General features: G+C 70.5%; 25 protein-coding genes and 1 pseudogene. 20 read left to right on the top strand and 6 right to left on the bottom strand.

From position 1 onward, the window contains the following. The first annotated feature begins 66 nt into the window (after window positions 1-66). The 7 genes and pseudogenes from IG08_RS0117025 (at window position 67) to IG08_RS0117000 (ending at window position 4,781) form a co-directional block, all read left to right on the top strand. Window positions 67-1,257, top strand: coding sequence for a polyamine ABC transporter substrate-binding protein (locus tag IG08_RS0117025; RefSeq protein WP_030602382.1), 1,191 nt, complete (start codon window positions 67-69; stop codon window positions 1,255-1,257). 165 nt (window positions 1,258-1,422) lie between these two features. Then, window positions 1,423-2,430, top strand: a complete 1,008-nt coding sequence (locus IG08_RS0117020; protein WP_043454455.1) for an SGNH/GDSL hydrolase family protein — start codon at window positions 1,423-1,425, stop codon at window positions 2,428-2,430. Window positions 2,431-2,568: 138 nt separating this feature from the next. Continuing rightward, a pseudogene (locus IG08_RS61345) lies at window positions 2,569-2,673 on the top strand (DNA-binding response regulator); the annotation flags it as partial. A 126-nt stretch (window positions 2,674-2,799) separates the two neighbouring features. Continuing rightward, complete coding sequence (locus tag IG08_RS0117015; protein WP_030602376.1) at window positions 2,800-3,183, top strand: hypothetical protein; 384 nt, start codon at window positions 2,800-2,802, stop codon at window positions 3,181-3,183. Beyond that, a complete protein-coding gene (locus IG08_RS0117010) occupies window positions 3,180-3,797 on the top strand; it encodes a class F sortase (protein WP_030602373.1) in 618 nt (205 codons plus the stop codon). Before IG08_RS0117015 ends, IG08_RS0117010 begins: the two co-directional genes overlap by 4 nt. Then, entirely contained in the window at window positions 3,794-4,285 is a 492-nt protein-coding gene (locus IG08_RS0117005; RefSeq protein WP_030602370.1) for an RNA polymerase sigma factor, read from the top strand. The genes IG08_RS0117010 and IG08_RS0117005 overlap by 4 nt, the downstream gene beginning before the upstream one ends. Beyond that, window positions 4,269-4,781 carry a hypothetical protein gene (locus IG08_RS0117000; protein WP_043454452.1) on the top strand — a complete coding sequence of 171 codons (513 nt, stop codon included), beginning with the start codon at window positions 4,269-4,271 and terminating at the stop codon, window positions 4,779-4,781. The genes IG08_RS0117005 and IG08_RS0117000 overlap by 17 nt, the downstream gene beginning before the upstream one ends. Before the next feature lie 6 nt (window positions 4,782-4,787). Here the strand turns inward: IG08_RS0117000 and IG08_RS0116995 are convergent, their stop codons facing one another. Beyond that, the gene (locus IG08_RS0116995) at window positions 4,788-5,462 is read right to left on the bottom strand and encodes an IclR family transcriptional regulator (protein ID WP_030602364.1); all 675 of its coding nucleotides are present in this window, start codon (window positions 5,460-5,462) and stop codon (window positions 4,788-4,790) included. A gap of 74 nt (window positions 5,463-5,536) precedes the next feature. On the opposite strand from IG08_RS0116995, the gene IG08_RS0116990 reads away from it, so the two are divergent. Further along, window positions 5,537-6,181: a nitroreductase family protein gene (locus IG08_RS0116990; protein WP_030602362.1), complete on the top strand. Its 645-nt coding sequence runs from the start codon at window positions 5,537-5,539 to the stop codon at window positions 6,179-6,181. A 49-nt stretch (window positions 6,182-6,230) separates the two neighbouring features. After that, window positions 6,231-6,746: a hypothetical protein gene (locus IG08_RS0116985; RefSeq protein ID WP_030602361.1), complete on the top strand. Its 516-nt coding sequence runs from the start codon at window positions 6,231-6,233 to the stop codon at window positions 6,744-6,746. On the opposite strand, the gene IG08_RS0116980 is transcribed toward IG08_RS0116985, so the two are convergent. Next, a complete protein-coding gene (locus tag IG08_RS0116980) occupies window positions 6,739-7,896 on the bottom strand; it encodes a serine hydrolase domain-containing protein (RefSeq protein WP_030602358.1) in 1,158 nt (385 codons plus the stop codon). The two genes, IG08_RS0116985 and IG08_RS0116980, sit on opposite strands and share 8 nt — an antisense overlap. A gap of 308 nt (window positions 7,897-8,204) precedes the next feature. Between IG08_RS0116980 and IG08_RS0116975 the strand changes: the two genes are divergently transcribed. Then, window positions 8,205-9,866 carry an RNA polymerase sigma factor gene (locus IG08_RS0116975; RefSeq protein WP_030602354.1) on the top strand — a complete coding sequence of 554 codons (1,662 nt, stop codon included), beginning with the start codon at window positions 8,205-8,207 and terminating at the stop codon, window positions 9,864-9,866. Here IG08_RS0116975 and IG08_RS0116970 read toward each other — a convergent pair. Further along, a complete protein-coding gene (locus IG08_RS0116970; RefSeq protein WP_052424734.1) occupies window positions 9,848-10,243 on the bottom strand; it encodes a winged helix-turn-helix transcriptional regulator in 396 nt (131 codons plus the stop codon). The genes IG08_RS0116975 and IG08_RS0116970 overlap by 19 nt on opposite strands. Here IG08_RS0116970 and IG08_RS0116965 point away from each other — a divergent pair. Continuing rightward, the gene (locus IG08_RS0116965) at window positions 10,242-10,853 is read left to right on the top strand and encodes an NADPH-dependent F420 reductase (protein WP_030602347.1); all 612 of its coding nucleotides are present in this window, start codon (window positions 10,242-10,244) and stop codon (window positions 10,851-10,853) included. The genes IG08_RS0116970 and IG08_RS0116965 overlap by 2 nt on opposite strands. 66 nt (window positions 10,854-10,919) lie before the next feature. Here IG08_RS0116965 and IG08_RS0116960 read toward each other — a convergent pair whose 3' ends face one another. Both IG08_RS0116960 and IG08_RS0116955 read right to left on the bottom strand, forming a co-directional pair. Then, window positions 10,920-11,606, bottom strand: a complete 687-nt coding sequence (locus IG08_RS0116960; protein WP_030602344.1) for a glycerophosphodiester phosphodiesterase — start codon at window positions 11,604-11,606, stop codon at window positions 10,920-10,922. 22 nt (window positions 11,607-11,628) lie between these two features. Next, the gene (locus IG08_RS0116955; protein ID WP_030602341.1) at window positions 11,629-12,690 is read right to left on the bottom strand and encodes an adenosine deaminase; all 1,062 of its coding nucleotides are present in this window, start codon (window positions 12,688-12,690) and stop codon (window positions 11,629-11,631) included. Between the two features lie 226 nt (window positions 12,691-12,916). Between IG08_RS0116955 and IG08_RS0116950 the strand changes: the two genes are divergently transcribed. Both IG08_RS0116950 and IG08_RS0116945 read left to right on the top strand, forming a co-directional pair. Next, complete coding sequence (locus IG08_RS0116950; RefSeq protein ID WP_030602339.1) at window positions 12,917-13,648, top strand: DUF4190 domain-containing protein; 732 nt, start codon at window positions 12,917-12,919, stop codon at window positions 13,646-13,648. A 79-nt stretch (window positions 13,649-13,727) separates the two neighbouring features. Beyond that, window positions 13,728-14,201, top strand: coding sequence for a DUF4190 domain-containing protein (locus IG08_RS0116945; RefSeq protein ID WP_030602336.1), 474 nt, complete (start codon window positions 13,728-13,730; stop codon window positions 14,199-14,201). Between the two features lie 126 nt (window positions 14,202-14,327). Here IG08_RS0116945 and IG08_RS0116940 read toward each other — a convergent pair whose 3' ends face one another. Beyond that, window positions 14,328-14,897, bottom strand: coding sequence for an NADAR family protein (locus IG08_RS0116940; RefSeq protein ID WP_030602333.1), 570 nt, complete (start codon window positions 14,895-14,897; stop codon window positions 14,328-14,330). Between the two features lie 210 nt (window positions 14,898-15,107). Here IG08_RS0116940 and IG08_RS0116935 point away from each other — a divergent pair, with 210 nt between their 5' ends. The 7 genes from IG08_RS0116935 (at window position 15,108) to IG08_RS0116905 (ending at window position 22,848) form a co-directional block, all read left to right on the top strand. Continuing rightward, entirely contained in the window at window positions 15,108-16,643 is a 1,536-nt protein-coding gene (locus tag IG08_RS0116935; RefSeq protein WP_030602330.1) for a gamma-aminobutyraldehyde dehydrogenase, read from the top strand. A 54-nt stretch (window positions 16,644-16,697) separates the two neighbouring features. Continuing rightward, a complete protein-coding gene (locus IG08_RS0116930; protein ID WP_030602326.1) occupies window positions 16,698-17,945 on the top strand; it encodes an ABC transporter substrate-binding protein in 1,248 nt (415 codons plus the stop codon). After that, window positions 17,942-19,105 carry an ABC transporter ATP-binding protein gene (locus IG08_RS0116925; protein ID WP_030602324.1) on the top strand — a complete coding sequence of 388 codons (1,164 nt, stop codon included), beginning with the start codon at window positions 17,942-17,944 and terminating at the stop codon, window positions 19,103-19,105. The genes IG08_RS0116930 and IG08_RS0116925 overlap by 4 nt, the downstream gene beginning before the upstream one ends. Then, window positions 19,105-20,028, top strand: coding sequence for an ABC transporter permease (locus IG08_RS0116920; protein WP_030602323.1), 924 nt, complete (start codon window positions 19,105-19,107; stop codon window positions 20,026-20,028). Before IG08_RS0116925 ends, IG08_RS0116920 begins: the two co-directional genes overlap by 1 nt. Next, entirely contained in the window at window positions 20,029-20,829 is an 801-nt protein-coding gene (locus IG08_RS0116915; RefSeq protein WP_030602319.1) for an ABC transporter permease, read from the top strand. Window positions 20,830-20,864: 35 nt separating this feature from the next. Next, window positions 20,865-22,283, top strand: a complete 1,419-nt coding sequence (locus IG08_RS0116910; protein WP_030602316.1) for an NAD(P)/FAD-dependent oxidoreductase — start codon at window positions 20,865-20,867, stop codon at window positions 22,281-22,283. A gap of 115 nt (window positions 22,284-22,398) precedes the next feature. Next, entirely contained in the window at window positions 22,399-22,848 is a 450-nt protein-coding gene (locus IG08_RS0116905) for a hypothetical protein (protein WP_030602313.1), read from the top strand. Window positions 22,849-23,045: the final 197 nt, after the last annotated feature.

Genomic DNA, 23,045 nt, shown 5'->3' with positions numbered 1-23,045 from the left:
TGCATCTTCCTCTGCTCGACGCAGCGTCGATTGTCCGGGCACAGCCACGGGCGGCATGCTGCGTCAATGCGCCACACACCGAAGACGCCCCCGCTGTCCCGTAGGACCCTGCTGCGCGCGCTCGGCGGTGGTGCGGTGCTCGGCGGTCTCGCCGGCTGCGGTGTGCCTGCCGCCTATGTGTCCCCGGGAGACCGTGCCGTCGCCGACATGTCCGCCACCGACAAGCGGCTGACCTGGGCGAACTGGCCGCTCTACATCGACACCGACGACGAGGACAGCACCAAGCGGCCGACGTTGGAGGCCTTCGAGAAGAAGACGGGGATCTCCGTCGACTACGTCGAGGAGATCAACGACAACGACGAGTTCTTCGGCAAGATCAGCCCGGCGCTGATGAACCACCAGCAGACCGGCCGCGACCTGATCGTCATCAGCGACTGGATGTGCGCGCGGTTCGTCCGCCTCGGCTGGGTCCAGGAGATGGATCGTGCGAGCCAGCCGAACGTGACGAAGTACCTGGACCCGCTGCTGCGCTCCCCGGCCTTCGACCCGGGCCGCAAGTACACCGTGCCGTGGCAGTCCGGCATCACCGGCATCGCCTACGACCGCCGCAGGCTCGGCCGCGAGATACGCCACGTCTCCGACCTGTGGGCGAGCGACCTGAAGGGCCGGGTCACCCTGCTCTCGGGTCTCGACGAGGCGTTCGCGCTGCTGATGCAGGGCAACGGCGTCGACATCACGAAGTGGAAGGCGGCCGACTTCGACGAGGTCTGCGACCAGGTCGAGAAGTACGTCGACAACGGCCAGATCCGCCGCTTCACCGGCAACGACTACACCAAGGACCTGGTCACCGGCGATGTCCTGGCCTGCCAGGCGTACTCGGGCGACGTGATCCAGCTCCAGGCCGACAACCCCGACATCCGCTTCGTCGTCCCCGAGGAGGGCGCGGAGCTGTGGTCGGACTCCCTGATGATCCCCGACCGGGCCCGGCACAAGGCGAACGCCGAGCGGCTGATCGACTACTACTACGACCCCGAGGTCGCCGCGGAACTCGCCGCCTGGGTCAACTACGTCTGCCCCGTCCCGGCCGCCCGGGAGGTCCTCGCCGCGTCCAAGGACGAGGACACCGCGGTCCTCGCCGAGAACCCGCTGATCTTCCCGGACGACGAGATGCGCAAGCGGCTCGTGATCGCGCGGGACATCACGTCCAAGGAGCGGGTCGAGTACGCGAAGCGGTGGAACGCCATCGTGGGGTTGTAGGCCACCAACGCCATCGTGGGGTTGTAGGCCGCCCACGCCATCATGGGGCTGTAGGCCACCGAGGATCTCGTACCGCGCACGCAGTAGACCCGGTGCCTACAGGGGCACGACGACGGGCGGGCCCTGTCCGGGGGAGCCTGAGGCGGAATCCGAGAGGACCCTCAGATGAACTCCCGAACAGCGCTTGGACTGGTGGGCGCCGCCCTGTGCGCCACCTTCCTCACGGTGGTCGCCGTGGGGGAGGACGGGTCGGGCGGCGGTGTCGCGTCGTCGGCCCCGCTCGCACCCCCGAACGGGCCCTACGTCGCCCTGGGCGACTCCTACACGGCGGGCCCGAAGATCCCCGGCCAGAGCGGGAAGCCCGTGGGGTGCGACCGCTCCGACCGGAACTACCCGGCCCTCGTCGCCGACGGCCTGGGCCTCGGCGCGGCGGAGTTCCGTGACGTCAGCTGCAGCGGGGCCACCGTCGGCGACCTGCTCGCCCCGCAGTCCACGGACGACGGGGTCAACCCCGCCCAGCTGTCGGCCGTCACCACCGCGACCCGCCTGGTCACCGTCGGCATCGGCGGGAACGACATCGGCTTCGGCTCGCTCATCACCGCCTGCGTCAAGGACGGCGTCCGGTATCAGGTGGCGAGCCGCTTCGAGGCCGGCGCGGTGGACGACGCCCCGTGCCGGAAGCGGTACGTCCTCGGCGGCGCCGACGAGGTGGCGGCGAGGATCGACGCGGCGGGCCGACGGTTGTCCGCCGCGCTGACCGACATCAGGCGCCGGGCGCCCGAGGCCCGGGTGTACGTCGTCGGCTACCCGTCGATCCTGCCGGACGGGGACGGGGACGGGGATGGGGACGGGGACGGGGATGGGGACGGCGGCTGCGGACGCGCGACGGGTCTGGCACCGGGCGATGTGAGCTTCCTGCGGGAGAAGGAGCGGCAGCTCGACACCATGCTGCGGGAGAGGGCGAAGGACGCCGGTGCCGGATACGTCGACACGTACGCGCCCTCCGTCGGCCGCGACGCCTGCGCGGACGAGGACGTGCGCTGGGTCGAGCCCCTGATCCCCTCGGCCCCGGCGGCTCCCATGCACCCCAACGAGCGCGGCGAGCGGGGCATGGCGCGAGCCGTGCTGCGCGCGGTGCGAGCCGTGCTGCGCGCGGTGCGAGCCGCGGGCTGATGCGGGCGTGGTCGTACCGCCGTAGGACAGGGACGGCCGGAGACGTACTGCGGTTTCAGTACACGCTGCTGCGATTTCGGTAGGGGCAACTGCCAGCAGCAGCACGACGACCCGGCGGCCCTCCCGGCGCCCCCAGCCCACATCCAGCGCGCCCTGACCAAACTCGGCGCCCGCGACCGCGCCCAACTCGTCGTCATCGCCTACCAGACCGGGCTCGCGCACCCTTCGACCTCCGCCCACTGATCGTCCCTCTCTCGACTTTGCCATCTCTTTACAACCTGTCCCCTCGCTGCCTCGTCTCTCCCGTCGATCTGCAACCCCCCACCCGCCGAGCCTTCGGGCGGGCGGACCGACGAGAGAGAGCGATTCATGCGTCGAACTGTTCTGAGCGCCCTGGCACTTGCGGGCACCGCCGTGCTGGCGGGCGCGATGCCCGCGTTCGCCGACGGGACGAGCCCGAGCGCGGTCCCCAGCGCTGCGCCGGCCACCGACGATCCGACTCCGGTGCCGTCCGCCACCAGTGACGCGAGCGACGCGCCGACCGAGGCTGCCCCGAGCGCCGAACCGACCCTCGCGCCCTCCGAGGGACAGGTCTCCGTCGTGCCGAGCGGAGCGCCCGACACCGGTGTCACCTCCGGGTCGTCGCAGTCCGGAGGCAAGGGTGCGCTGGTCGGCGGGGGAGCCGCCGCGGCGTGCGCCCTGGGCGGCGGGGCCTTCTATGTCGTACGGCGTCGGCGGGCGACCGGGGAATGACCTCGCTCTCCAGGCGCGCCTTCGTCACGGCGGCGACGGCGTCCCTGCTGGTGAGCTGCGGAGGTGATCCTTCCGGGCGGGATGCCGGCAGCGGTGCGTCGCCCTCCGCGCGGTCCACGGCCAAGTCCGTGCGGGCACTGGGGCGTTCGGTGCCGGTCCGGCTCCGGATCCCGGCCATCGGGGTCGACACCACGCTGATGCAGCTGGGGCTCGCCTCGGACGGCAGCGTGCAGGTGCCCCCGATCGGCGCGCACGACCGGGCGGGCTGGTACCGGAACTCGCCGACACCGGGGCAGACCGGGCCGTCGGTGATCCTCGGCCATGTCACGGTCGGCTCGTACGGGGACGGGGTCTTCCGGCGCCTGGGGGAACTGCGCCGGGGCCACCGGATCGCGGCGCGCCTGGAGAACGGCACGACGGCCGGGTTCACGGTCACCGACGTACGGACGGTCGCGAAGGCGGACTTCCCCGCGGAGGCCGTCTACGGGAACGTGAACCGGCCGGAACTGCGTCTCATCACATGCGGCGGTCCCCGTACCGGGGACGGCTACCGCGACAACGTGATCGTCTTCGCCGCGCTGGCACCGGCACCGAACGCTGCAGGAGAACGTTGAAACGGTCCCGCGAGAGGGCGGCTTCGGAGCTGTTCGCCGCCCTCTACCCGCGCCTCGCCGGCTGGTGCCGCCGACTGGTCGACGACGACGAGACGGCCCATGAGATCGCCTCGGAGGCCTTCACCCGGCTCTGGGCCCGTTGGACCTCCGTGGCGGAACCCCGCGGATTCCTCTACGTCACCGCGGCCAACCTCGTCCGGGACCACTGGCGCAAGCTCGAACGGGAGCGCCGGGCCGTGCGCCGGGCGACCACGGAGGCCGCGGTGACCCCGCATCCCGAACAGGCGGACCCCTCGGTACGCCTGCTCGTCCAGTCCCTCCCGGAACGACTTCGCGTCCCGATCCTCCTGCACTACTACGCTGACATGCCGATCCGGGAGGTGGCCGTGCTGACCGGGCGCAAGGAGGGAACCGTCAAGGCCGACCTGCACGCGGCCCGTGAACTGCTCCGTGCCCACCTGGGGAGAAGCCTTGATCACACACGCTGACGAGGGTCCGGAGTTCGAGCCCGACGACCCCCTCGCCGTCATCCTGCGGCCGAGCTCCGACTACCTCGGCCCACCCGCCGGCCGCTACGAGACGATCCGCCGCCGCGCGTCCCGCCGCCGGCTGCTGCGCGCCGCGGCCGGGGTGGGCGCGGCATGCGCCGTCGCCGCCCTCGTCGCACTGCCGCTGCGCCTGGCAACGCACGAGGCCCCGTCGTCGCCCACGATCCCGCTCGCCCCGCCGGCGAGCAGCAGCCCCTCGGTTCCGCCCACCCCGTCGGCGACGGACGCACCCTCCGAGCAGGCCCCGACCCCCGGCCCCAGCACCCCGTCCGACACGGCGACTTCGGCCGTCCCCACCCACGAGCCGCCGACGACCGCGCAATCGCCGACCACCGAGCCGTCGACAGCGACAAGCGACGAGCCGACCGCCGAGCCGTCGGCCGGGACAAGCGACGAGCCGGCCGCCACGGACGACACGAGCGGTGCTCGGCCGTAGCCAGGTCTACGCCCCCGCCAACGCCCGGCCGATGACCCCCGCCGCCTCGCGCACGGCGGCGCCCGCACGGTCGTACGGCATGCTCGTCGGCAGCGTCACCGACACGGCCGCCACCGTCGCCCCGTCCCTCAACACCGGTGCGGCGTACGACAGTTCACCGAGCCGGTACTCCTCGTGGGACGCGGCCAGGCCCGTCTCGCGGATGCGGGCGAGCTGGGTGTTCAGGGCGCCGGGCGCGGTCAGGGTGTACGGGGTGTGGCGGCGTACGGCGGCGGGCGGGCCGTGGCCGTGGGCCAGCAGGACCTTGCCCGCGGCCGTGGCGTGCAGGGGCAGGCGTGCGCCGCTGACCAGGCACAGGGCCGTGCCGTCGGAGGGGACGGCGATGTCGGCGTGGCCGCCGATGCGGGTCGTCAGGGCGCGGAGGGAGGGGAGCGCCAGGTCGAGCAGGCCGCGTGGGCAGGGCGCCGCCGCGCCCAGCGCGCGGATGCGGGTGCCGAGGCGGTAGGAGCCGTCGGCCGCCCGCTCCAGGCCGCCCCAGACGACCAGTTCCCGCACCATCCGCAGGGCCGTCGGAACCGGCAGCCCCGTCCGACGCGCGATCTCCGTCAGACGCAGGGTGTCCGGCCCGCCAGCGAACGCGTCCAGCACTGAGAAAACCCGCCCGGCGACACTCCCGGCCATGGACCCACCCCACGTTTTCATCCAGTGAAAGCCGGGCGTTGCCGCCGTACGGCCCGCCCCCCGAAGGTCAACGCATGACTCTCGCTCTCTCTTCCGACGAGCTCCTGTCCACCACCCGCGCCGTCCGCCACCGCCTCGACCTCACCCGCCCGGTGCCCCGCCAACTCATCGAGGAATGCGTCGACCTGGCCGTCCAGGCACCGTCCGGGCGCAACCGCCAGCGCTGGCACTTCGTGATCGTCACCGACCCGGAGCGGCGGGCCGCGCTCGCCGAGGTGTGGCGCACCGGGGTGAGCACGCCGGGCGTCTCGGACCCGGTCCCGGCACGTGACGTACGGCGGGCCGGGGTGGCCCACATGGAACGCGTGTACTCCGGCGCCGCGTACCTGTACCAGCACATCCACGAGGTCCCGGCGATCGTCGTGCCGTGCGTGGAAGGCCGTACCGATGACGCACCCGTCCTGAGGCAGGCCGGCACCTGGGGCTCCATCCTCCCGGCGGTGTGGAGCTTCATGCTGGCCGCCCGCGCCCGGGGCCTCGGCACCTGCTGGACCACCGGCAACCTCGTCGACGAGAAGGAGTCGGCCCGGGTGCTCGGCATCCCGTACGACGCCGTCATGCAGGCCGCCTTCATCCCCCTCGCGTACACCCTCGGCACCGACTTCCGGCCGGCCCGCCGGATCCCTCGGGGGGAGGTGCTGCACTGGGACACCTGGTAGCCCGGAACAGAGTTTTGAACATGTTCAACTCCAGGCGTACGCTCCTGGCATGAGCGACAGAGCCGCCCAACTCAAGGGCATCCGCGCATGGCTGGTCTTCTTCGTCGTCTGCCTGGTGCTCAGCGGCGCCACGGCCTTCCCTCTCGTCCACGAACTGCGCTGGACCGAGAACCTGCTGGGGCACCTGCCCGCGGTGCCGGACGCCCTGATGGAGTGGATCGTGCGCGTCCGGCAGGGGCTCGAGACCGCCGACGCCGACTACCCCTTCCTCCTCTACGGCACCGACTGGCTGGCCTTCGCCCACCTCGTGATCGCCGTCGCCTTCTACGGCCCCTACCGCGACCCGGTCCGCAACATCTGGGTCGTCGAGTTCGGGATGATCGCCTGCGCCGGGATCATCCCGCTCGCGCTGATCTGCGGACCGATCCGCGGGATCCCCTTCTGGTGGACCGTGATCGACATGTCGTTCGGGGTGTTCGGGGTGATCCCGCTGTACGTCGTGCGGAAGAAGATCAAGCGGCTGGAGGGGCTGACCGCGAACGCGCAGCCCGTGCTCGCTACTTGAGGGCCGCCCGGGCTATCCGCTCGGTGACGGGGTTCATGCTCTCGCTCTTCGCGTCCGTCGCGCCCACGGACACGACCAGCGTGCGCGACAGGTCACGGGTCGAGGCGATCACCGTGCCGTAGCCGTAGCGGGCGCCCGACTTCAGCCAGTAGACCCGCCCCTCGAACTCGAAGCGCTGCAGGCCTGCGCTCATCGTGGCGCCCTCGATCCGCGACGGGACCGTGAACATCTCCTTCAGCTGCGGACGGGGGACCAGGTCGCCGCGGAACAGGTGGTTCAGCAGCCGTTCCAGGTCCGCGGTGGTGGAGATCATGTCGCCGGCCGCCCAGCGGTCCGCCTGGTTCCAGTCGGTGACGTCGAGGAAGGTCGTCGTGCCGTCCGCCTCCTTCGCCGCCTGGTACCCGTGGTTGTGCGGGCCGCGGATGGCGGGGTCGGTGCCGGGGAAGTACGTGTCCCGCATCCCGGCGGGGCGCAGCACGCGGTGGGTGGCCTCCGAGGCGTACGAGTGTCCCGTCACCCTCTCGATCAGCAGGCCGAGGATCGTGTAGTTGATGTTCAGGTAGTGCTGCTGCCGGCCCGGCCGGAACTCCGGCCCCTTCGCCACCGCCGAGGCCACGACCTGCCGCGGGGGCAGCGTGTCGAAGCGGTGCGCGTACACCTCCTCGAAGGAGTCCCCGAGGCCGTCGCCCGGCTGGATGCCGCTGGTGTGGTTCAGCAGCTGCCGTACGGTGATCGGCTCGAACTCCCGGGTGAGCAGGCCCGGGAGGTAGCGCTGCACGGGCGTGTTCAGGTCGACCTTTCCTTCCGCCGCGAGCTGCAGTACGACGGCCGCCGTCACCACCTTCGTCGTCGAACCGGCCCGGAAGCGGGCGTCCGGGTCCGCCGCCCGGCCGCTTGTCAGATCGTGCACGCCCGCGCTGCCGCGCCAGGTGCCGTCCGTGCCACCGAGGCGGACGAGGGCGAAGGACGCGTCCTTGTCCGGGAGGCCTTCGAGTGCGGTGCGCAGCGCCTGTGCGTCGGGGGCGGAAGCACTGCGCTCGGAGACGGAGATCGGAGCGGACTCGGCGAACACGGGTGCGGCCAGCGGGCCCCCGCCCAGGACGAGGGCGAGGGAGGCGGCGAGGACGGTGGTGCGACGGCGGGCGCGCATGCGGCTGCTCCGGGGGTCGGCGGGTGTCTGTGATCATCCTCCGGTCGAATGTGCGCACCCGGATCGTCGGCGAGGAGGTCACCGGACCCTGACCGGACCCCTAGCAAGTTCCGTTCCCTGTAAGGGAGTTGTCGGGGAGTACCCCTAGGGGCGAGAAAAAACTGTTATCCCCGGGCCTTCACCCCGTCTCCACGCTGTGATCCCCGACATAGCCACCACCCCGGTCCCGCCTGAGAGGGTGCGTGCAGCAGCGAAGTGATCTCAGGCCCCGAAGGCCCGGAAGGCTCCGAAGGCCCCGAAAGGACGACGTGGAAACCCGGCAATGGCGCGACACCATCGCGGCCGCACAGGCCGGCGACCGGCAGGCGCTGGACGAGCTGGTCGAGGGCTGGCTGCCGCTGGTCTACAACATCGTCGGCCGCGCGCTCAACGGCCACGCCGACGTCGACGACGTCGTCCAGGAGACCATGCTGCGGGCCGTCGACCACCTCGGCAGCCTGCGCGACCCGGACAGCTTCCGGTCCTGGCTGGTGGCCATCGCCATGCGGCAGATCCGCGACCGGGCCCGCCGCCGGACGCCCGCCCCGCTGGACGAGTCGGCGGCGCACGAGGCCACCGACTTCGCCGAACTCACCGTACTGAGACTGCAGTTGGAGGGGCAGCGGCGCGAGGTAGCGGAGGCGGTGCGCTGGCTGGACGACGAGGACCGCCAGCTGCTGTCCCTGTGGTGGCTGGAGGTCGCGGGCGAGCTCACCCGGCGTGACCTGGCCGCCGCCGTCGGCATCAGCCGGCAGCACGCCGCCGTGCGCGTCCAGCGGATGAAGGAGCGGCTGGAGACCTCGCGCGGCATCGTGCGGGCCCTCGACGGCGCCTGCCCGGACCTGCGCGAGACGGCCTCCCGCTGGGACGGCCGGCCCGACTCGGTCTGGCGTAAGCGGCTGGCCCGGCACATCCGGGGCTGCGGCTACTGCGGCGACGCCCGCGAGTCCGTCGTACCGGCGGAGCGGCTCCTGGTCGGCATCGCCCTCGTCCCGATTCCGGTCGGCTTCACCCTCTCGCTGGCCTTCGGCGGCAAGACGGCGGCGGCCGCCACGGTGGCGGCCACGTCCGTGGGCTGGTCCGCCAAGGTGCTGGGCGCGCTCACTCAGCCCCTCGTCGCGGCGACGGCGGGCGCGACGATCGTCGCGGGCGGCGCGTACGTCGTCACACAGACCCCCGACGCCCCGCCCCCGCGCGCGGCGAGCAGCCCCACGGCCGCGAGCACGCACCGCGCGCCGACCCCGACCGTCTCGCCGTCGGCCACACCGTCCCCCTCGCCGTCGGTGACACAGGAGAAGGTCGCCCTCTACGGCAGCGTTGTCGACGCCGTCGACAAGGCACCGGACCCGGACACCCCGCCCACCGCCCTGCCGCACCGGACCGAGACCGGCGTCACCAGCACCGGCGGCGCGCACGCGACCATGAACCACCGCGGGGACAGCGTGACGCTCACCGGCAAGGGATACGTCCTCGTCCGCTGGCAGATCACCCCGCAGTCCCGGGCCGGCAGCCTGGTCATGCCGGCCTGGACCGGCCTGAAGGGCAAGCTCTTCCACGTCGCCTCGGGCGGCGGCCGCCGCATGGACGACCGCGTCAGCAGCACCGACACCACCGCCACCGGCATGGGCAACTCGACCACCGGCTACACCGTCCTGCCCTCCGGTACCCAGCAGATGTGGCAGAACGAGTACTTCTACGTCGACGGCAGCGTCACCCTCACCGTGAACGAACGCGGCGCCGACTACGGCCTCAACGTCTTCCCCACGACCTGGGACAAGGTGGAGGAGGACGTGACCACCGGACCCCCCGAGGGCGCGACGCGCTACGGCCTGGTCCGGGACACCGGCAAGGACGACACCCCCATTCCGCAGTACGTCACCCGCGAGACGCCGTCCGACCCGGCGACCGTCGCTCAGGAGTCCCGCGTGTAGCGCTCCTGGGCCTCCATGACCTCGTCGCCGTGCTCGAAGGCCCAGATGCCGAAGGCCTCGATCGGGGCGAGCAACGACCGTCCCAGGTCCGTGAGTTCGTACTCCACGCGCGGTGGCGAGCCGTCGTACGCCCGCCGCGCGACGAACCCGTTGAACTCCAGCCGCCGCAGCGTCTCCGTCAGCACCTTCTGGCTGATGCCGCCGATCCGGTCCTTCAACTCGCCGTGACGCACGGGCTCATGGCGCAGCGCCCACACCACCACCGCGTTCCAGGTGTTGGCGAGCAGGTCGAAGGCGAGCCGGGCACGGCAGTCGGCGAGGAAAGTCTGGTCCACGTACCGAATGGTGCCCGAGCGGCTTCCTACAGTCCTGCTCATGCGAATCGGGATTCTCGGCAGGGGCGGAATGGCGGACGCGCTCGGCACCCAGTGGGCGCGGGCCGGACACGAGGTGGTCAGCGGAAGTCGGTCGGGCGGCGGCGGGATACGGGGAGCGGCCGAGTTCGGCACGGACGCGGTGTTGCTGGCGCTGCCGTACGAGGCGGTGGCCGAGGTCGTCGCCGGGCTCGAAGAGGAGCTCCGGGGGCGGGTGTTGATCGACTGCACGAACCCGGTGGGCGGCCCGGGCTTCGGTCTCCTCACGGGCGGTGGTCCTTCGGCGGCCGAACGCATCGCCTCCGCCACCCCGACCGCCCACGTGGTCAAGGCCTTCAACCTCTGCCACGAGGACGTCTGGCGCCTGACCCCGCCGGTATTCGACGGCCGCCCGCTCGCCGTCCCGCTGTGCGGGGACGACGAGGCGGCCCTGTCCGTCGTGCGACAACTCGTGCGCGACCTCGGCTGTGAGCCGCTGAACGCAGGAGGCCTGAACCGGGCCGGGTTGCTGGAAGCAACAGCCGCCCTGCTGATCGGCCTGTGGAGAGGAGAGGGAGCAGACGCCCAGGCAATCGCGCCCCCGCTTGAATTCGCCGGTAAGCGTATTTCCTAGGGGCGCGGGGCTGTATCGATATGCGGCTCCGCCGCGTGGGCGCGACCAGCCACAACGGACCCGCGGCTAGGCGCCGTCCCGCAGTGCGCACAACATGTCGATGCGGTTGCTCGTGATCGAGTCGACGCCCAGGTCGATGAGGCGCCGCATAGAGCGCCGGGTGTCGGGAGTCCAGACAGAGATCAGGTAACCGTCGGAGTGGACGCGTTCGGCGAGGGCACGGTCCACCAGACCGAACCGGTAGTTGAGCCACCGAGGCCGCACCGCGTCCAGCAGTGCGCGCCGCGGCGGCGCCGAAGTCGTCCAGGTCAGGGCGATCTCGGCAGACGAGTCCGCGCCGCGCACGGCAAGCATGGCCGCGGCGTCCGCGCAGTAGTACACCCGATCCTCCGCCCCGCACGCGCGGACGACATCCACGACCCGCCGCGCCACCCGCACCTCCGACGTCCCCGGCAGATCGAGCATCACCCGGCTGCCGTCGGTGGCGGCCAGCGCTTCCGCGAGCGTCGGCACCCCGCCGTCCGTGAGCCCGCGCACCTCGTCCGCCGACAGCGACCGCAGCGGCCGGTCGTGCTCCCACAGCCGCTTCAGCGTCTCGTCGTGCAGCAGCACGGGCACGCCGTCCCGGGTGAGCCGTACGTCGATCTCGACCGCGTCCGCGCCCAGTTGGAGCGCGGAACGCAGCGAGTCGAGGGTGTTCTCACGGACGCGGTAGGGGTCGCCGCGATGTGCCACGGCGGTCAGCTTCTGCATGCGCCCATTGTGCTGGGCGGTTTCAGGAGGCGAGCCAGGTCGACGTGTACGTGTCGATCTCGTCCTTGATCCGGGCCTTGCCGGGCTCGTCGAGGAAGGACGCCTCGACCGCGTTCTTGGCCAGGTCGGCCAGGCCCCGCTCGTCGAGGTCGAGGAGGCGGGCGGCGACGGCGTACTCGCTGTTGAGGTCGGTGCCGAACATCGGCGGGTCGTCGGAGTTGATGGTGACCAGGACGCCGGCCTTCACGAACTCCTTGATCGGGTGCTCGTCGAAGGTGCGGACCGCGCGGGTGGCGATGTTGGAGGTCGGGCAGACCTCCAGGGCGATCCGGTGCTCGGCGAGGTGCGCGAGGAGCTTCTCGTCCTGCGCGGAGCTGGTGCCGTGCCCGATGCGCTCGGCGCGCAGGTGGGTGAGCGCGTCCCACACCGTCTCCGGGCCGGTGGTCTCCCCGGCGTGCGGCACCGAGTGCAGGCCCGCGGCGATCGCGCGGTCGAAGTAGGGCTTGAACTGCGGCCGCGGTACGCCGACTTCGGGCCCGCCGAGCCCGAAGGACACCAGCCCCTCGGGGCGTACACGGTCCTCGGTGGCGAGCCGCGCGGTCTCCTCGGCGGCCTCCAGTCCCGCCTCGCCCGGAATGTCGAAGCACCAGCGCAGCACGGTCCCGAACTCGGCCTCGGCCGCCTTGCGGGCGTCCTCGATCGCCTCCATGAAGGCGAGTTCGTCGATACCGCGCCGGGTCGAGGAGAACGGGGTGATCGTCAGCTCGGCGTACCGCACCTGCTGCCGGGCCAGGTCCCGGGCCACCTCGTACGTCAGCAGCCGGACGTCCTCCGGCGTGCGGATCAGGTCGACGACGGACAGGTACACGTCGATGAAGTGGGCGAAGTCCGTGAAGGTGAAGTAGTCGGCCAGGGCCTCGGGGTCGGTGGGCACCTTGGAGTCGGGGTGGCGGGCGGCCAGTTCGGAGACGATCCGGGGGGAGGCGGATCCGACGTGGTGCACGTGCAGTTCGGCCTTCGGCAGCGAGGCGATGAACGCGTGCAGGTCGCGCGGGACGCGCGGGTCGACGAGACGGTCGGTCATGGGGGCCTCCCCGGGGCAGGGCGCCGGGCACGGTGTGCGGTGCGGTGCGGCGCGGTGATCGGCTGATCGAATGCAGGGACATCGTAGGCCGCGGGGGCGGGGGAGCAACGGGGTCAACCCCGGTGCGAGCTGCGGCGGGAGCGGCCGTGGAGGGTGGGGTACCGGGCGGCCGGGAGCCGGTAGGGACGTCGTAGCATGGCGGCACGAACGACGTAGGGGGACGGACATGACGGACGCAACGCAGCCGAGTGGGGAGGCCGGGGAGGGCCACGACCCCTGGGCGCCGCCCGAGAGCAGGCCATCGCTCGACAAGAGCCGGGCACCCGGCGACGGGCCCGGGCAGCCGCCCGCGTCGCAGCCGCCGTCCGTGCACGACCAGGCCACGGTCACCTCGATGCCGAACGACCCGTTCGCCGCCCCCGGAAGCACGCCGCCCGGCAGCGCCGCACCCGGCTACGCCCCGCCCGGTGCCCCGGGTGGCCCCGCCGACTCGGTACCTCCCCCGCCCATAGCCCCCACCGGCCCCGGTGCCCCCGGCGGCTACGGCTACCCCGGCTATCCCCAGAACCCCGGCTACCCGCAGAACCCCGGCTATCCGCAGGGCTACGGCTGGCCCGGTATGCCGATGCAGCCGCAGAACGGCATGGGCATCGCGGCGATGGTGCTGGGCATCCTGTCCTGCTGCCTGTTCTGCATGTACGGCGTGGTCTCGATCGTCCTCGGCATCCTCGCCATCGTCTTCGGGATCAAGGGACGTCGCAGGGCCGAGCGCGGTGAGGCCTCCAACCACGGCCAGGCGCAGGCCGGTTTCATCATGGGCATCATCGGGGTCATCCTCGGCGTCGTCGTGATCGTCCTGCTCGCGATCGGGATCACGGCCGCCATCAACCAGGAGGACGAGTACGACGACACCTACGGCGCCGCCCCCGCCGTGGCGGTGTCCGCAACGGTTCAGTAGCGGCTGCTGAGAACGGATCCCCCCGGGGTGATCAGGGCCAATAGGATGCCCTGGATCGTCAACGAGGGGAGAGCAGTTCATGTCCGACGCGAATCCTGGAGCCGGTGGGTTCGGGCCGCCGCCGTCGCAGCCGCCGCAGCAGCCGGCAGGGGGAGCACCGGGGTACGGATACCCGCAGTCCGCCCCGCAGTCCGCTCCGGGTTACGGCTATCCCAACGCGGCCCAGTCCTACCCGGTCGCGCCTCCGGTGGGCTACCCGCAGGCTTCCGGCTACGGAATGCCGCCGCAGCCGAGCAACGGCATGGGCACCACCGGCCTGGTGCTCGGCATCATCGGCGTGGTGTGCAGCCTGACCTTCTTCCTGTGGTTCTTCGGGGTCATCCTGGGCATCCTCGGGATCATCTTCGGCGCGATCGGCCGCGGGAAGGCCACCCGCGGCGAGGCCACCAACAAGGGTGCGGCGACCGCGGGTCTCGTCTGCGGGATCGTGGCCACCGTGATCCTGCCGCTGCTGGGACTGCTTCTCTTCGCGAGTGTGATGAGCGCGGCGTAGCGCTCCGCTAAAGGGCCCGTGTCGACTGCGGGTCCGTTGTGGCTGGTCGCGCAGTTCCCCGCGCCCCTAAAGGGGCGCTGCCGAACCGCCCGCTTCTAGGGGGGCCGACCCTAGGGTCGGTCCCCCTTAGCCGTCTCGCAAGCGCTCCCGTGCCTCCATCAGCGCGAAGCCCAGAAGGTTCGGGCCCCGCCAGCGCTCGGGATGCGCCGCCCGCTCGTCGTCCGCGGCGAGGCCGATGCCCCACACCCGGTCCATGGGGCTCGCCTCCACCAGGACCCGCTCTCCGGTCCCCAGCAGAAACTCCCGCAGCCGCGGATCCGCGGCGAACTTGTGGACGCTGCCCTCGACCACGATCCGGAACCGCTCGCGCTCCCATATCGCCTCGTCGAAGCGCCGCACGAGCCGGCCGATGTTCTTGGCCTGAGCCGGAGATCCGGCCGCCAGCACCCGCCGCTCGGCCTCCGCGTCTTCGAAAAGCCGCGCCTTGCCCGCCATCATCCAGTGCTCGGCGGTCGCATACGCCACGCCCTCCACCACGAAGGGTGACGGCCACCACTGGCTCAGACAGCTCGCGCCGACTCGGCCGTCCGGCCGCGGGCGGTGTCCCCAGAAGTGCAGGTACTTGACGCGCGCTCCCGCCCGCACAGCCCTGACCAGGGCATCCTGTGAATCGATCTTCCCCGTGGCCTTCCCCATGCACGCGAGTCTGGCAGGCACCACTGACACTCCGTCCCTCCTTTTCGTGGACGACTCGACACCTGGTCGACAGATTCCGTCGCGTAACCGAAAGGCAACAACGGAATCACTTGTAGGAGTCCCATTGCTCTGTCAGGATCGGCACTCAAATCGAGCTGGAGCTACGCCACCCGCCTCTGGAGGCACGGGGCGACGGCGGAGGAGAGCGACATGCACAATCCGGGCAATTCCACCCCGGACCGGTTTCCGGCCCAGGAGCGCCTCGCGGACGGCGCGCAGTTCGTCGCGGGCCGCCTGACCAAGGGCACCTCCGGCCGGACGCACGCGGTCGTCGACCCCTCGACCGGCGAGGAGGTGTACACGTACGAACTGGCGAGCACCGCCGACGTGGACGCCGCCGTCGCCGCCGCCCGCGAGGCCTTCCCGGGCTGGGCCGCCACCACCCCGGGCGAGCGCTCCGACGCCCTGCACCGCTTCGCCGCCGTGCTCGCCGAGCGTGCCGAGGACTTCGCCCGCGCCGAGTCCCTCCAGTGCGGCAAGCCGCTCAAGCTGACCCGGGAGTTCGACGTCCCGGGCACGATCGACAACATCGCCTTCTTCGCGGGTGCCGCCCGGCATCTGCAGGGGCAGTCGGCCGGCGAGTACTCCGGCGACCACACCTCCTACGTCCGCCGCGAACCCATCGGCGTCGTCGGCTCCATCGCGCCCTGGAACTACCCCCTCCAGATGGCCGCCTGGAAGATCCTCCCGGCGGTCGCCGCGGGCAACACCATCGTGCTCAAGCCCGCCGAGCTCACCCCGCTCACCTCGCTGCTGTTCGCGCAGGCCGCGACCGACGCCGGGATTCCCGACGGTGTCATCAACATCATCACCGGCACCGGCAAGGAGGCCGGCGAGCACCTGGTCGGCCACCCCGACGTGGCGATGACCTCCTTCACCGGCTCCACCGCCGTCGGCAAGCGCGTCGCCGAGATCGCCACCGCCACCGTCAAGCGCCTCCACCTGGAGCTCGGCGGCAAGGCCCCCTTCGTCGTCTTCGACGACGCGGACCTGGAGGCGGCGGCCAACGGCGCGGTCGCGGGCGCGCTCATCAACACCGGCCAGGACTGCACGGCCGCCACGCGCGCGTACGTGCAGCGGCCTCTCTACGACGCGTTCGTCGAGCGGACGGCCGCCCTCATGGAGACCGTCCGGCTCGGCGACCCGTTCGCGCCGGGCACCGACCTCGGCCCGCTGATCTCGCACGTCCAGCGGGACCGCGTCGCCGGTTTCGTCGACCGGGCGCGTGCCTACGCGCGCGTGGTCACCGGTGGCGAGGCTCCGCAGGGAGACCTCAAGAACGGTGCGTACTACCGCCCCACCCTGGTCGCGGACGCCGCCCAGGACAGCGAGATCGTCCAGTCCGAGCTCTTCGGACCGGTCCTCGTGGTCCTGCCCTTCGACAACGACGACGAGGGCATCCGGCTGGCCAACGACACCCCGTACGGGCTCGCCGCCTCCGCCTGGAGCCGCGACGTCTACCGGGCGAACCGCGCCACCCGCGAGATCAAGGCGGGCTGTGTGTGGGTCAACGACCATATTCCGATCATCAGCGAGATGCCCCACGGCGGATACAAGGCGTCCGGCTTCGGCAAGGACATGTCCGCGTACTCGTTCGAGGAGTACACCCAGATCAAGCACGTCATGTTCGACAACACCGCGGTCGCCGCGAAGGACTGGCACCGCACGATCTTCGGGGACCGATAGCCGTATTCAGGCCGCCCGACCCGCGGCCGACCTTCCCGAAAGGGCACCACGCGCATGGAGCAGTACGAACCCGACCGCCTGTCGTCGGCCCAGGTGGCCGCCATGCGGCGCAGCCTCCGCAACGGCAGGGCCTCCCTCACCCGGCGTTCGATGCTGCGCGCCTCCGCGGGCGGCGCACTCGCCGTCGGCGGCATGGGCGCGCTGAGCGCCTGCGGCATCCCCGCGGCCGGCAACACCAAGGGCGGCGTCTCCGCGGAGGACCACTCGGCCGAGGAGAAGACCGTCAACTTCTCCAACTGGACGGAGTACATGGACCTGGACGAGAGCGAGAAGCACCATCCCACTCTCGACCAGTTCAAGAAGCGGACCGGCATCACGGTCAAGTACACCGAGGACATCAACGACAACGTCGAGTTCTTCGGCAAGATCAAGCCGCAGCTCGCGGCGGGCCAGGACACCGGCCGCGACATCATCGTCCTCACCGACTGGCTCGCGGCCCGGCTGATCCGCCTCGGGTGGGTCCAGAAACTGGACGCGTCCAACCTCCCGCACGCCTACGCCAACCTGTCGGCGCAGTTCCGCGACCCCGACTGGGACCCCGGCCGCGCCTACTCGTACGTCTTCCAGGGCATCTCGACCGTCATCGCCTACAACAAGAAGGCACTTGACGGCGAGGAGGTGAAGTCGATCTCCGACATGCTCGACAACCCCAAGCTCAAGGGCAAGATCGGCTTCCTGTCGGAGATGCGCGACAGCATCGGCATGACGCTGCTCGACATGGGCAAGGACCCGGCGAACTTCACCGCCGACGACTACGACGCGGCGGTCGCCCGCATCCAGAAGGCCGTCGACGGAGGCCAGATCCGCCGCTTCACCGGCAACGACTACACCTCCGACCTGTCCAGCGGCGACTTCGCGGCCTGTATCGCCTGGGCCGGTGACGTGGTCCAGCTGAAGGCGGACAGCCCCGACATCGACTTCGTGATCCCGGACAGCGGATACCTGACGTCGACCGACAACTTCCTGATCCCCAACAAGGCGCGTCACAAGACGAACGCCGAACGGCTCATCGACTACTACTACGAGCCGAAGCCGGCCGCCGAGCTCGCCGCGTACATCAACTACGTGACTCCCGTCGACGGAGTGAAGCCCGAGCTGGAGAAGATCGACCCGGATGCGGCGAACAACCCGCTGATCATCCCCGACCAGGCCATGGCCGCGAAGTCCCACGCCTTCCGCTCACTGAGCTCGAAGGAAGAGACGGCCTTTGAAGAGAAGTTCGCGAAGCTGACTGGGGCGTGACCACCGTGACGAACAAGACTGACAACACCGGCGACGTCCGCCTCTCGGGCATCAGCAAGACGTACGACAACGGCTTCACCGCCGTGCAGCCGCTCGACCTGACCGTGCCGCAGGGCTCCTTCTTCGCCCTGCTCGGCGCCTCCGGCTGCGGCAAGACCACCACCCTGCGCATGATCGCGGGTCTGGAGGAACCTTCCTCCGGCACCGTCTTCCTCGGCGACCAGGAAGTCACCAGCCTCCCGCCGTACAAGCGGCCGGTGAACACGGTCTTCCAGTCCTACGCCCTCTTCCCGCACCTCGACATCTTCGAGAACGTCGCCTTCGGTCTGCGCCGGCGCGGCATCAAGTCGGTGAAGAAGCAGGTCGAGGACATGCTGGAGCTCGTGCAGCTCGGTGAGCAGGCGCGCAAGAAGCCGCACCAGCTCTCCGGCGGCCAGCAGCAGCGCGTCGCGGTCGCCCGCGCGCTGATCAACACCCCCAAGGTGCTTCTCCTCGACGAGCCCCTCGGCGCCCTCGACCTCAAGCTGCGCCGCCAGATGCAGCTGGAGCTCAAGCGCATCCAGACCGAGGTCGGCATCACCTTCATCCACGTCACGCACGACCAGGAGGAGGCCATGACCATGGCCGACACGGTCGCCGTGATGAACGCGGGCCGGGTGGAGCAGTTGGGTTCGCCCGCCGACCTCTACGAGAACCCCAACACCACCTTCGTCGCCAACTTCCTCGGCACCTCCAACCTCATCGAGGCCGAGGTCGACACCAAGAGCGGCGACGAGATCGTACTCAAGGCCGGCGGCGGCAAGCTGGTGCTCCCCGAGGCGCGGTGTTCGGCGCCCACGACGACCGGCGGCAAGGTGCTGGTCGGAGTCCGCCCCGAGAAGATCTCCCTCACCCACGCCGACGAGGCGGGCGAGATCCCCGAGGGCCGCAACCGGATCACCGGCAAGATCGCCGACTCCAGCTTCATCGGCGTCTCCACGCAGTACGTCATCGACAGCCCCGTCTGCCCCGAGTTCGAGGTCTACGCCCAGAACATCGACCGCGACGCCCGGCTCGTCCCCGGCGCCGACGTGGTCCTGCACTGGAACCCGGCGCACACCTTCGGCCTGGACGCGGCCCAGGACATCGACGCCGGTATCCAGGAAGAGGCGGCCGTCTGATGTCGACGCTCACCGAGGCGCCTCCTCTGGCGCCCGTTCCGGAGAAGAAGCCACCGCGCAAGCGGGGCCGCCTGGTCCCGTACTGGCTGCTGCTGCCCGGCATCCTGTGGCTGGTCGTCTTCTTCGCGCTGCCGATGGTCTACCAGGCCTCCACGTCCGTGCAGACGGGCTCCCTGGAGGAGGGCTACAAGGTCACCTGGCACTTCGCCACCTACTGGGACGCGCTGTCCGAGTACTGGCCGCAGTTCCTGCGCTCGCTCCTCTACGCAGGCGCCGCGACGATCCTGTGCCTGGTCCTCGGCTACCCGCTCGCGTATCTCATCGCCTTCCGCGCGGGCCGCTGGCGCAACCTGATCATGATCCTGGTGATCGCGCCGTTCTTCACCAGCTTCCTGATCCGCACCCTCGCCTGGAAGACGATCCTCGCGGACAGCGGCCCGGTCGTCGGTGCCCTCAACACGCTGCACGTCCTGGACGTCACCAGCTGGCTCGGCTGGACCTCCGGCGACCGCGTGCTGGCCACGCCACTCGCGGTGGTCTGCGGTCTGACGTACAACTTCCTGCCGTTCATGATCCTGCCGCTCTACACCTCGCTGGAGCGCATCGACGTACGCCTCCATGAAGCGGCCGGTGACCTGTACGCGCGGCCCATCACCACCTTCCGCAGGGTCACCTTCCCGCTGTCGATGCCGGGCGTGGTCTCCGGCACGCTGCTGACCTTCATCCCGGCGGCCGGCGACTACGTCAACGCGGACCTGCTCGGCTCGACCGACACCCGCATGGTCGGAAACGTGATCCAGACGCAGTTCCTGCGCATTCTGGATTACCCGACGGCCGCGGCGCTCTCCTTCATCCTGATGGCCGCCATTCTCGCCATGGTCACGGTCTACATCCGTAAGTCCGGAACGGAGGATCTGGTTTAAATGGCCTTCGTCAACTGGCTCAAGCGCCATTTCGTCGTCATCGCGGGACTCTTGACGCTCGGATATCTCCTCCTTCCGAACGTCGTCGTCACGGTGTTCTCCTTCAACAAACCGAAGGGGCGCTTCAACTACGAATGGCAGCAGTTCTCCACGGACGCCTGGAAGGACCCGTGCGGCGTCGCCGACCTGTGCGGCTCGCTGTCGATCAGCCTCCAGATCGCCTTCTGGGCGACGATCGGCGCGACCGTCCTCGGCACGATGATCGCCTTCGCGCTCGTCCGCTACCGCTTCCGCGCGCGGGGCTCCGTGAACTCGCTGATCTTCCTGCCGATGGCGATGCCCGAGGTCGTCATGGCGGCCTCGCTGCTCACCCTGTTCCTCAACATGGGTGCGCAGTTGGGATTCTGGACGATCCTCATCGCCCACATCATGTTCTGCCTGAGCTTCGTCGTGACGGCGGTCAAGGCGCGCGTGATGTCGATGGACCCGAGGCTGGAGGAGGCCGCGCGGGACCTCTACGCAGGCCCGCTCCAGACCTTCGTCCGGGTCACGCTGCCGATCGCGGCGCCGGGCATCGCGGCGGGCGCGCTGCTCGCCTTCGCGCTCTCCTTCGACGATTTCATCATCACCAATTTCAACGCGGGCTCGACCGTCACCTTCCCCATGTTCGTCTGGGGTTCGGCACAACGCGGAACGCCCGTTCAGATCAATGTCATCGGTACGGCCATGTTCCTGGTCGCCGTACTGTTCGTGCTGTCGTCGATGGTTATCGGCAACCGCCGCAACAAGCAAAAGGCGTAAGCCTTTGAGAAAGCCCTCTGTAGGGAGTTGAAATCATGGCCCCAAGCGCCATGAGCAGGTGGACCAAGTCTCTTTCCGAAGCCCAGCCGGTCCCGTACTGGCTGGACGACCCCGGCAAGCCCCACCCCGAGCCCGCCCTCACCGGCGCCGAGACCTGCGATCTGCTCGTCGTCGGCGGTGGCTACAGCGGACTGTGGACCGCGCTCAACGCGAAAGAGCGCGACCCGCAGCGGGACGTGGTTCTGCTGGAAGGCCGCGAGGTGGGCTGGGCCGCCTCGGGCCGCAACGGCGGTTTCTGCGCCGCCTCGATCACCCACGGTCTGGCCAACGGTCTGACCCGCTGGCCGGACGAGATCCACAAACTGGAGGAGCTGGGCGCCCGCAACCTCGACGAGATCGAGCAGGCGGTCGCCCGGCACGATCTCGACTGCGACTTCGAGCGCACCGGCGAGATCGACGTCGCCACCGAACCGCACCAGGCGGCCGAACTCCGCGACTGGTACGCCGAGATGGAGCGCAGCGGCCTCGCCGACGGCACCGAGTTCCTCGACGCCGAAGCGGTACGGGAACAAGTCGACTCACCGACATTCCTGGCCGGCCTCCACGACCGCCGGGGCGTGGCCATGCTCAACCCCGCCAAGCTCGCCTGGAACCTGAAGCGGGCCTGCATCCGCCTCGGCGTCCGCGTCCACGAGCACACGCCCGCGCTCGCCTTGAAGCCGTACGGCGCCGGCATGGCCGTACGCACTCCGTACGGCTCGATCCGCGCCCGCAAGGTCGCGCTCGGCACGAACATCTTCCCGAGCCTGGTCAAGCGCGTCCGCGCCTACACCGTCCCGGTCTACGACTACGCGCTCATGACCGAGCCGCTCACCGCCGACCAACTGGCGTCGATCGGCTGGAAGAACCGCCAGGGCCTCGGGGACAGCGCCAACCAGTTCCACTACTTCCGCCTGTCCGCCGACAACCGCATCCTCTGGGGCGGCTACGACGCGATCTACCCGTACGGCGGCCGGGTGCGCGCCGAGTACGACGACCGCCCGGAGACGTACGCCAAGCTCGCCGGGCACTTCTTCACCTGCTTCCCGCAACTGGAGGGCATGCGCTTCACGCACGCGTGGGGCGGCGCGATCGACACCTGTTCGCGTTTCTCGGCGTTCTACGGCACCGCCCACCACGGCAAGGTGGCGTACGCGGCGGGCTACACGGGCCTCGGTGTCGGCGCGACCCGCTTCGGCGCGGACGTGATGCTGGACCTGCTGGCGGGGGAGACCACCGAGCGCACCTCGCTCGAGATGGTCCGCAAGAAGCCGCTGCCCTTCCCGCCGGAGCCCTTCGCCTGGACCGGCATCGCGCTCACCAAGTGGTCGCTGGCCCGCGCGGACGCGCACGGCGGGCGGCGCAACCTGTGGTTGAAGACGATGGACAAGCTGGGGCTCGGCTTCGACAGCTGAGCAATGTGATCCAGTTCACTCCAACGAGGGCCGAGAACCCGCGTAATGCAGGCCAGGGGACCTCCCTCTCTCTCGTGACGCAACCGCGTTCACAAGAGAAAAGGGAGGTCCCCTCATGACTGGGGCGAAGACGGCGGTCGAATGGCTGGCATCCGTCGCACCGAACCCCGAGGCCTGCCGGTGGGAGTGGGAGCGCAACCCCCTAGGGGTCGCGCTGCTTCCTGCCGGCAAGGCCTGGGACGTACTGATCCTGCCCGGCGAGCTCGGCTATCCGACGCTGGACGTCCTGACCCGCATCCTCGACCAACCCGGCCCGGTGCTCGTCGACTTCGGCGACGCGCGGATGGGTTTCTTCGTACCGCCGGGCACCGCGGCCCGCTGGCTCGGCACCGGCATCCGTACGGCCGGCGCCGGCACCTGGATCGTGGTGCCGTACCCCGGCCGCTCCACCGGCGGAGTCCGCTGGCTGGTCCCCCCGGACGGCTCCGGCACCCTCACCGACCCGGCCCTTCTGGAACTGGCGATGCATGAGGCTGCCGCGGGGCTCACGGAGGGGGACGACTAGGCGCCGCTGGAAGTACCACGGTGTGCCGTCGTTCGTCCGCGGCGCCGACGTGGCTGGTCGCGCCCCGCGGCGGAGCCGCATATCGACACAGCCCCGCGCCCCTTTAGGGGCGCTGCCGTACACGTCCTCCACCCGACCTCTCGTCGGTCGCCCGTGCGACCGACGTGGTCCGGCCGGGAGGCAGCAGCCGATGACAC

It is taken from the genome of Streptomyces fulvoviolaceus (assembly GCF_000718165.1).
In the GTDB taxonomy this organism is placed as follows: domain Bacteria; phylum Actinomycetota; class Actinomycetes; order Streptomycetales; family Streptomycetaceae; genus Streptomyces; species Streptomyces fulvoviolaceus.
Note: the sequence above shows the minus strand (reverse complement) of the source record. Positions and strands in the feature narration are given on the sequence as shown.

Bases quoted from the DNA above. Each gene is read 5' to 3' on its own strand.
- IG08_RS0116945 (WP_030602336.1), top strand. From the start codon at position 13,728: ATGTCCGACGCGAATCCTGGAGCCGGTGGGTTCGGGCCGCCGCCGTCG.
- IG08_RS0116970 (WP_052424734.1), bottom strand. From the start codon at position 10,243: ATGAGCAGGACTGTAGGAAGCCGCTCGGGCACCATTCGGTACGTGGAC.
- IG08_RS0116960 (WP_030602344.1), bottom strand. From the start codon at position 11,606: ATGCAGAAGCTGACCGCCGTGGCACATCGCGGCGACCCCTACCGCGTC.
- IG08_RS0116955 (WP_030602341.1), bottom strand. From the start codon at position 12,690: ATGACCGACCGTCTCGTCGACCCGCGCGTCCCGCGCGACCTGCACGCG.
- IG08_RS0116915 (WP_030602319.1), top strand. From the start codon at position 20,029: ATGGCCTTCGTCAACTGGCTCAAGCGCCATTTCGTCGTCATCGCGGGA.
- IG08_RS0116935 (WP_030602330.1), top strand. From the start codon at position 15,108: ATGCACAATCCGGGCAATTCCACCCCGGACCGGTTTCCGGCCCAGGAG.
- IG08_RS0116920 (WP_030602323.1), top strand. From the start codon at position 19,105: ATGTCGACGCTCACCGAGGCGCCTCCTCTGGCGCCCGTTCCGGAGAAG.
- IG08_RS0116995 (WP_030602364.1), bottom strand. From the start codon at position 5,462: ATGGCCGGGAGTGTCGCCGGGCGGGTTTTCTCAGTGCTGGACGCGTTC.
- IG08_RS0116910 (WP_030602316.1), top strand. From the start codon at position 20,865: ATGGCCCCAAGCGCCATGAGCAGGTGGACCAAGTCTCTTTCCGAAGCC.
- IG08_RS0117020 (WP_043454455.1), top strand. From the start codon at position 1,423: ATGAACTCCCGAACAGCGCTTGGACTGGTGGGCGCCGCCCTGTGCGCC.
- IG08_RS0117010 (WP_030602373.1), top strand. From the start codon at position 3,180: ATGACCTCGCTCTCCAGGCGCGCCTTCGTCACGGCGGCGACGGCGTCC.
- IG08_RS0116980 (WP_030602358.1), bottom strand. From the start codon at position 7,896: ATGCGCGCCCGCCGTCGCACCACCGTCCTCGCCGCCTCCCTCGCCCTC.
- IG08_RS0117015 (WP_030602376.1), top strand. From the start codon at position 2,800: ATGCGTCGAACTGTTCTGAGCGCCCTGGCACTTGCGGGCACCGCCGTG.
- IG08_RS0116905 (WP_030602313.1), top strand. From the start codon at position 22,399: ATGACTGGGGCGAAGACGGCGGTCGAATGGCTGGCATCCGTCGCACCG.
- IG08_RS0116990 (WP_030602362.1), top strand. From the start codon at position 5,537: ATGACTCTCGCTCTCTCTTCCGACGAGCTCCTGTCCACCACCCGCGCC.
- IG08_RS0116950 (WP_030602339.1), top strand. From the start codon at position 12,917: ATGACGGACGCAACGCAGCCGAGTGGGGAGGCCGGGGAGGGCCACGAC.
- IG08_RS0116940 (WP_030602333.1), bottom strand. From the start codon at position 14,897: ATGGGGAAGGCCACGGGGAAGATCGATTCACAGGATGCCCTGGTCAGG.
- IG08_RS0116965 (WP_030602347.1), top strand. From the start codon at position 10,242: ATGCGAATCGGGATTCTCGGCAGGGGCGGAATGGCGGACGCGCTCGGC.
- IG08_RS0117025 (WP_030602382.1), top strand. From the start codon at position 67: ATGCGCCACACACCGAAGACGCCCCCGCTGTCCCGTAGGACCCTGCTG.
- IG08_RS0116930 (WP_030602326.1), top strand. From the start codon at position 16,698: ATGGAGCAGTACGAACCCGACCGCCTGTCGTCGGCCCAGGTGGCCGCC.
- IG08_RS0116985 (WP_030602361.1), top strand. From the start codon at position 6,231: ATGAGCGACAGAGCCGCCCAACTCAAGGGCATCCGCGCATGGCTGGTC.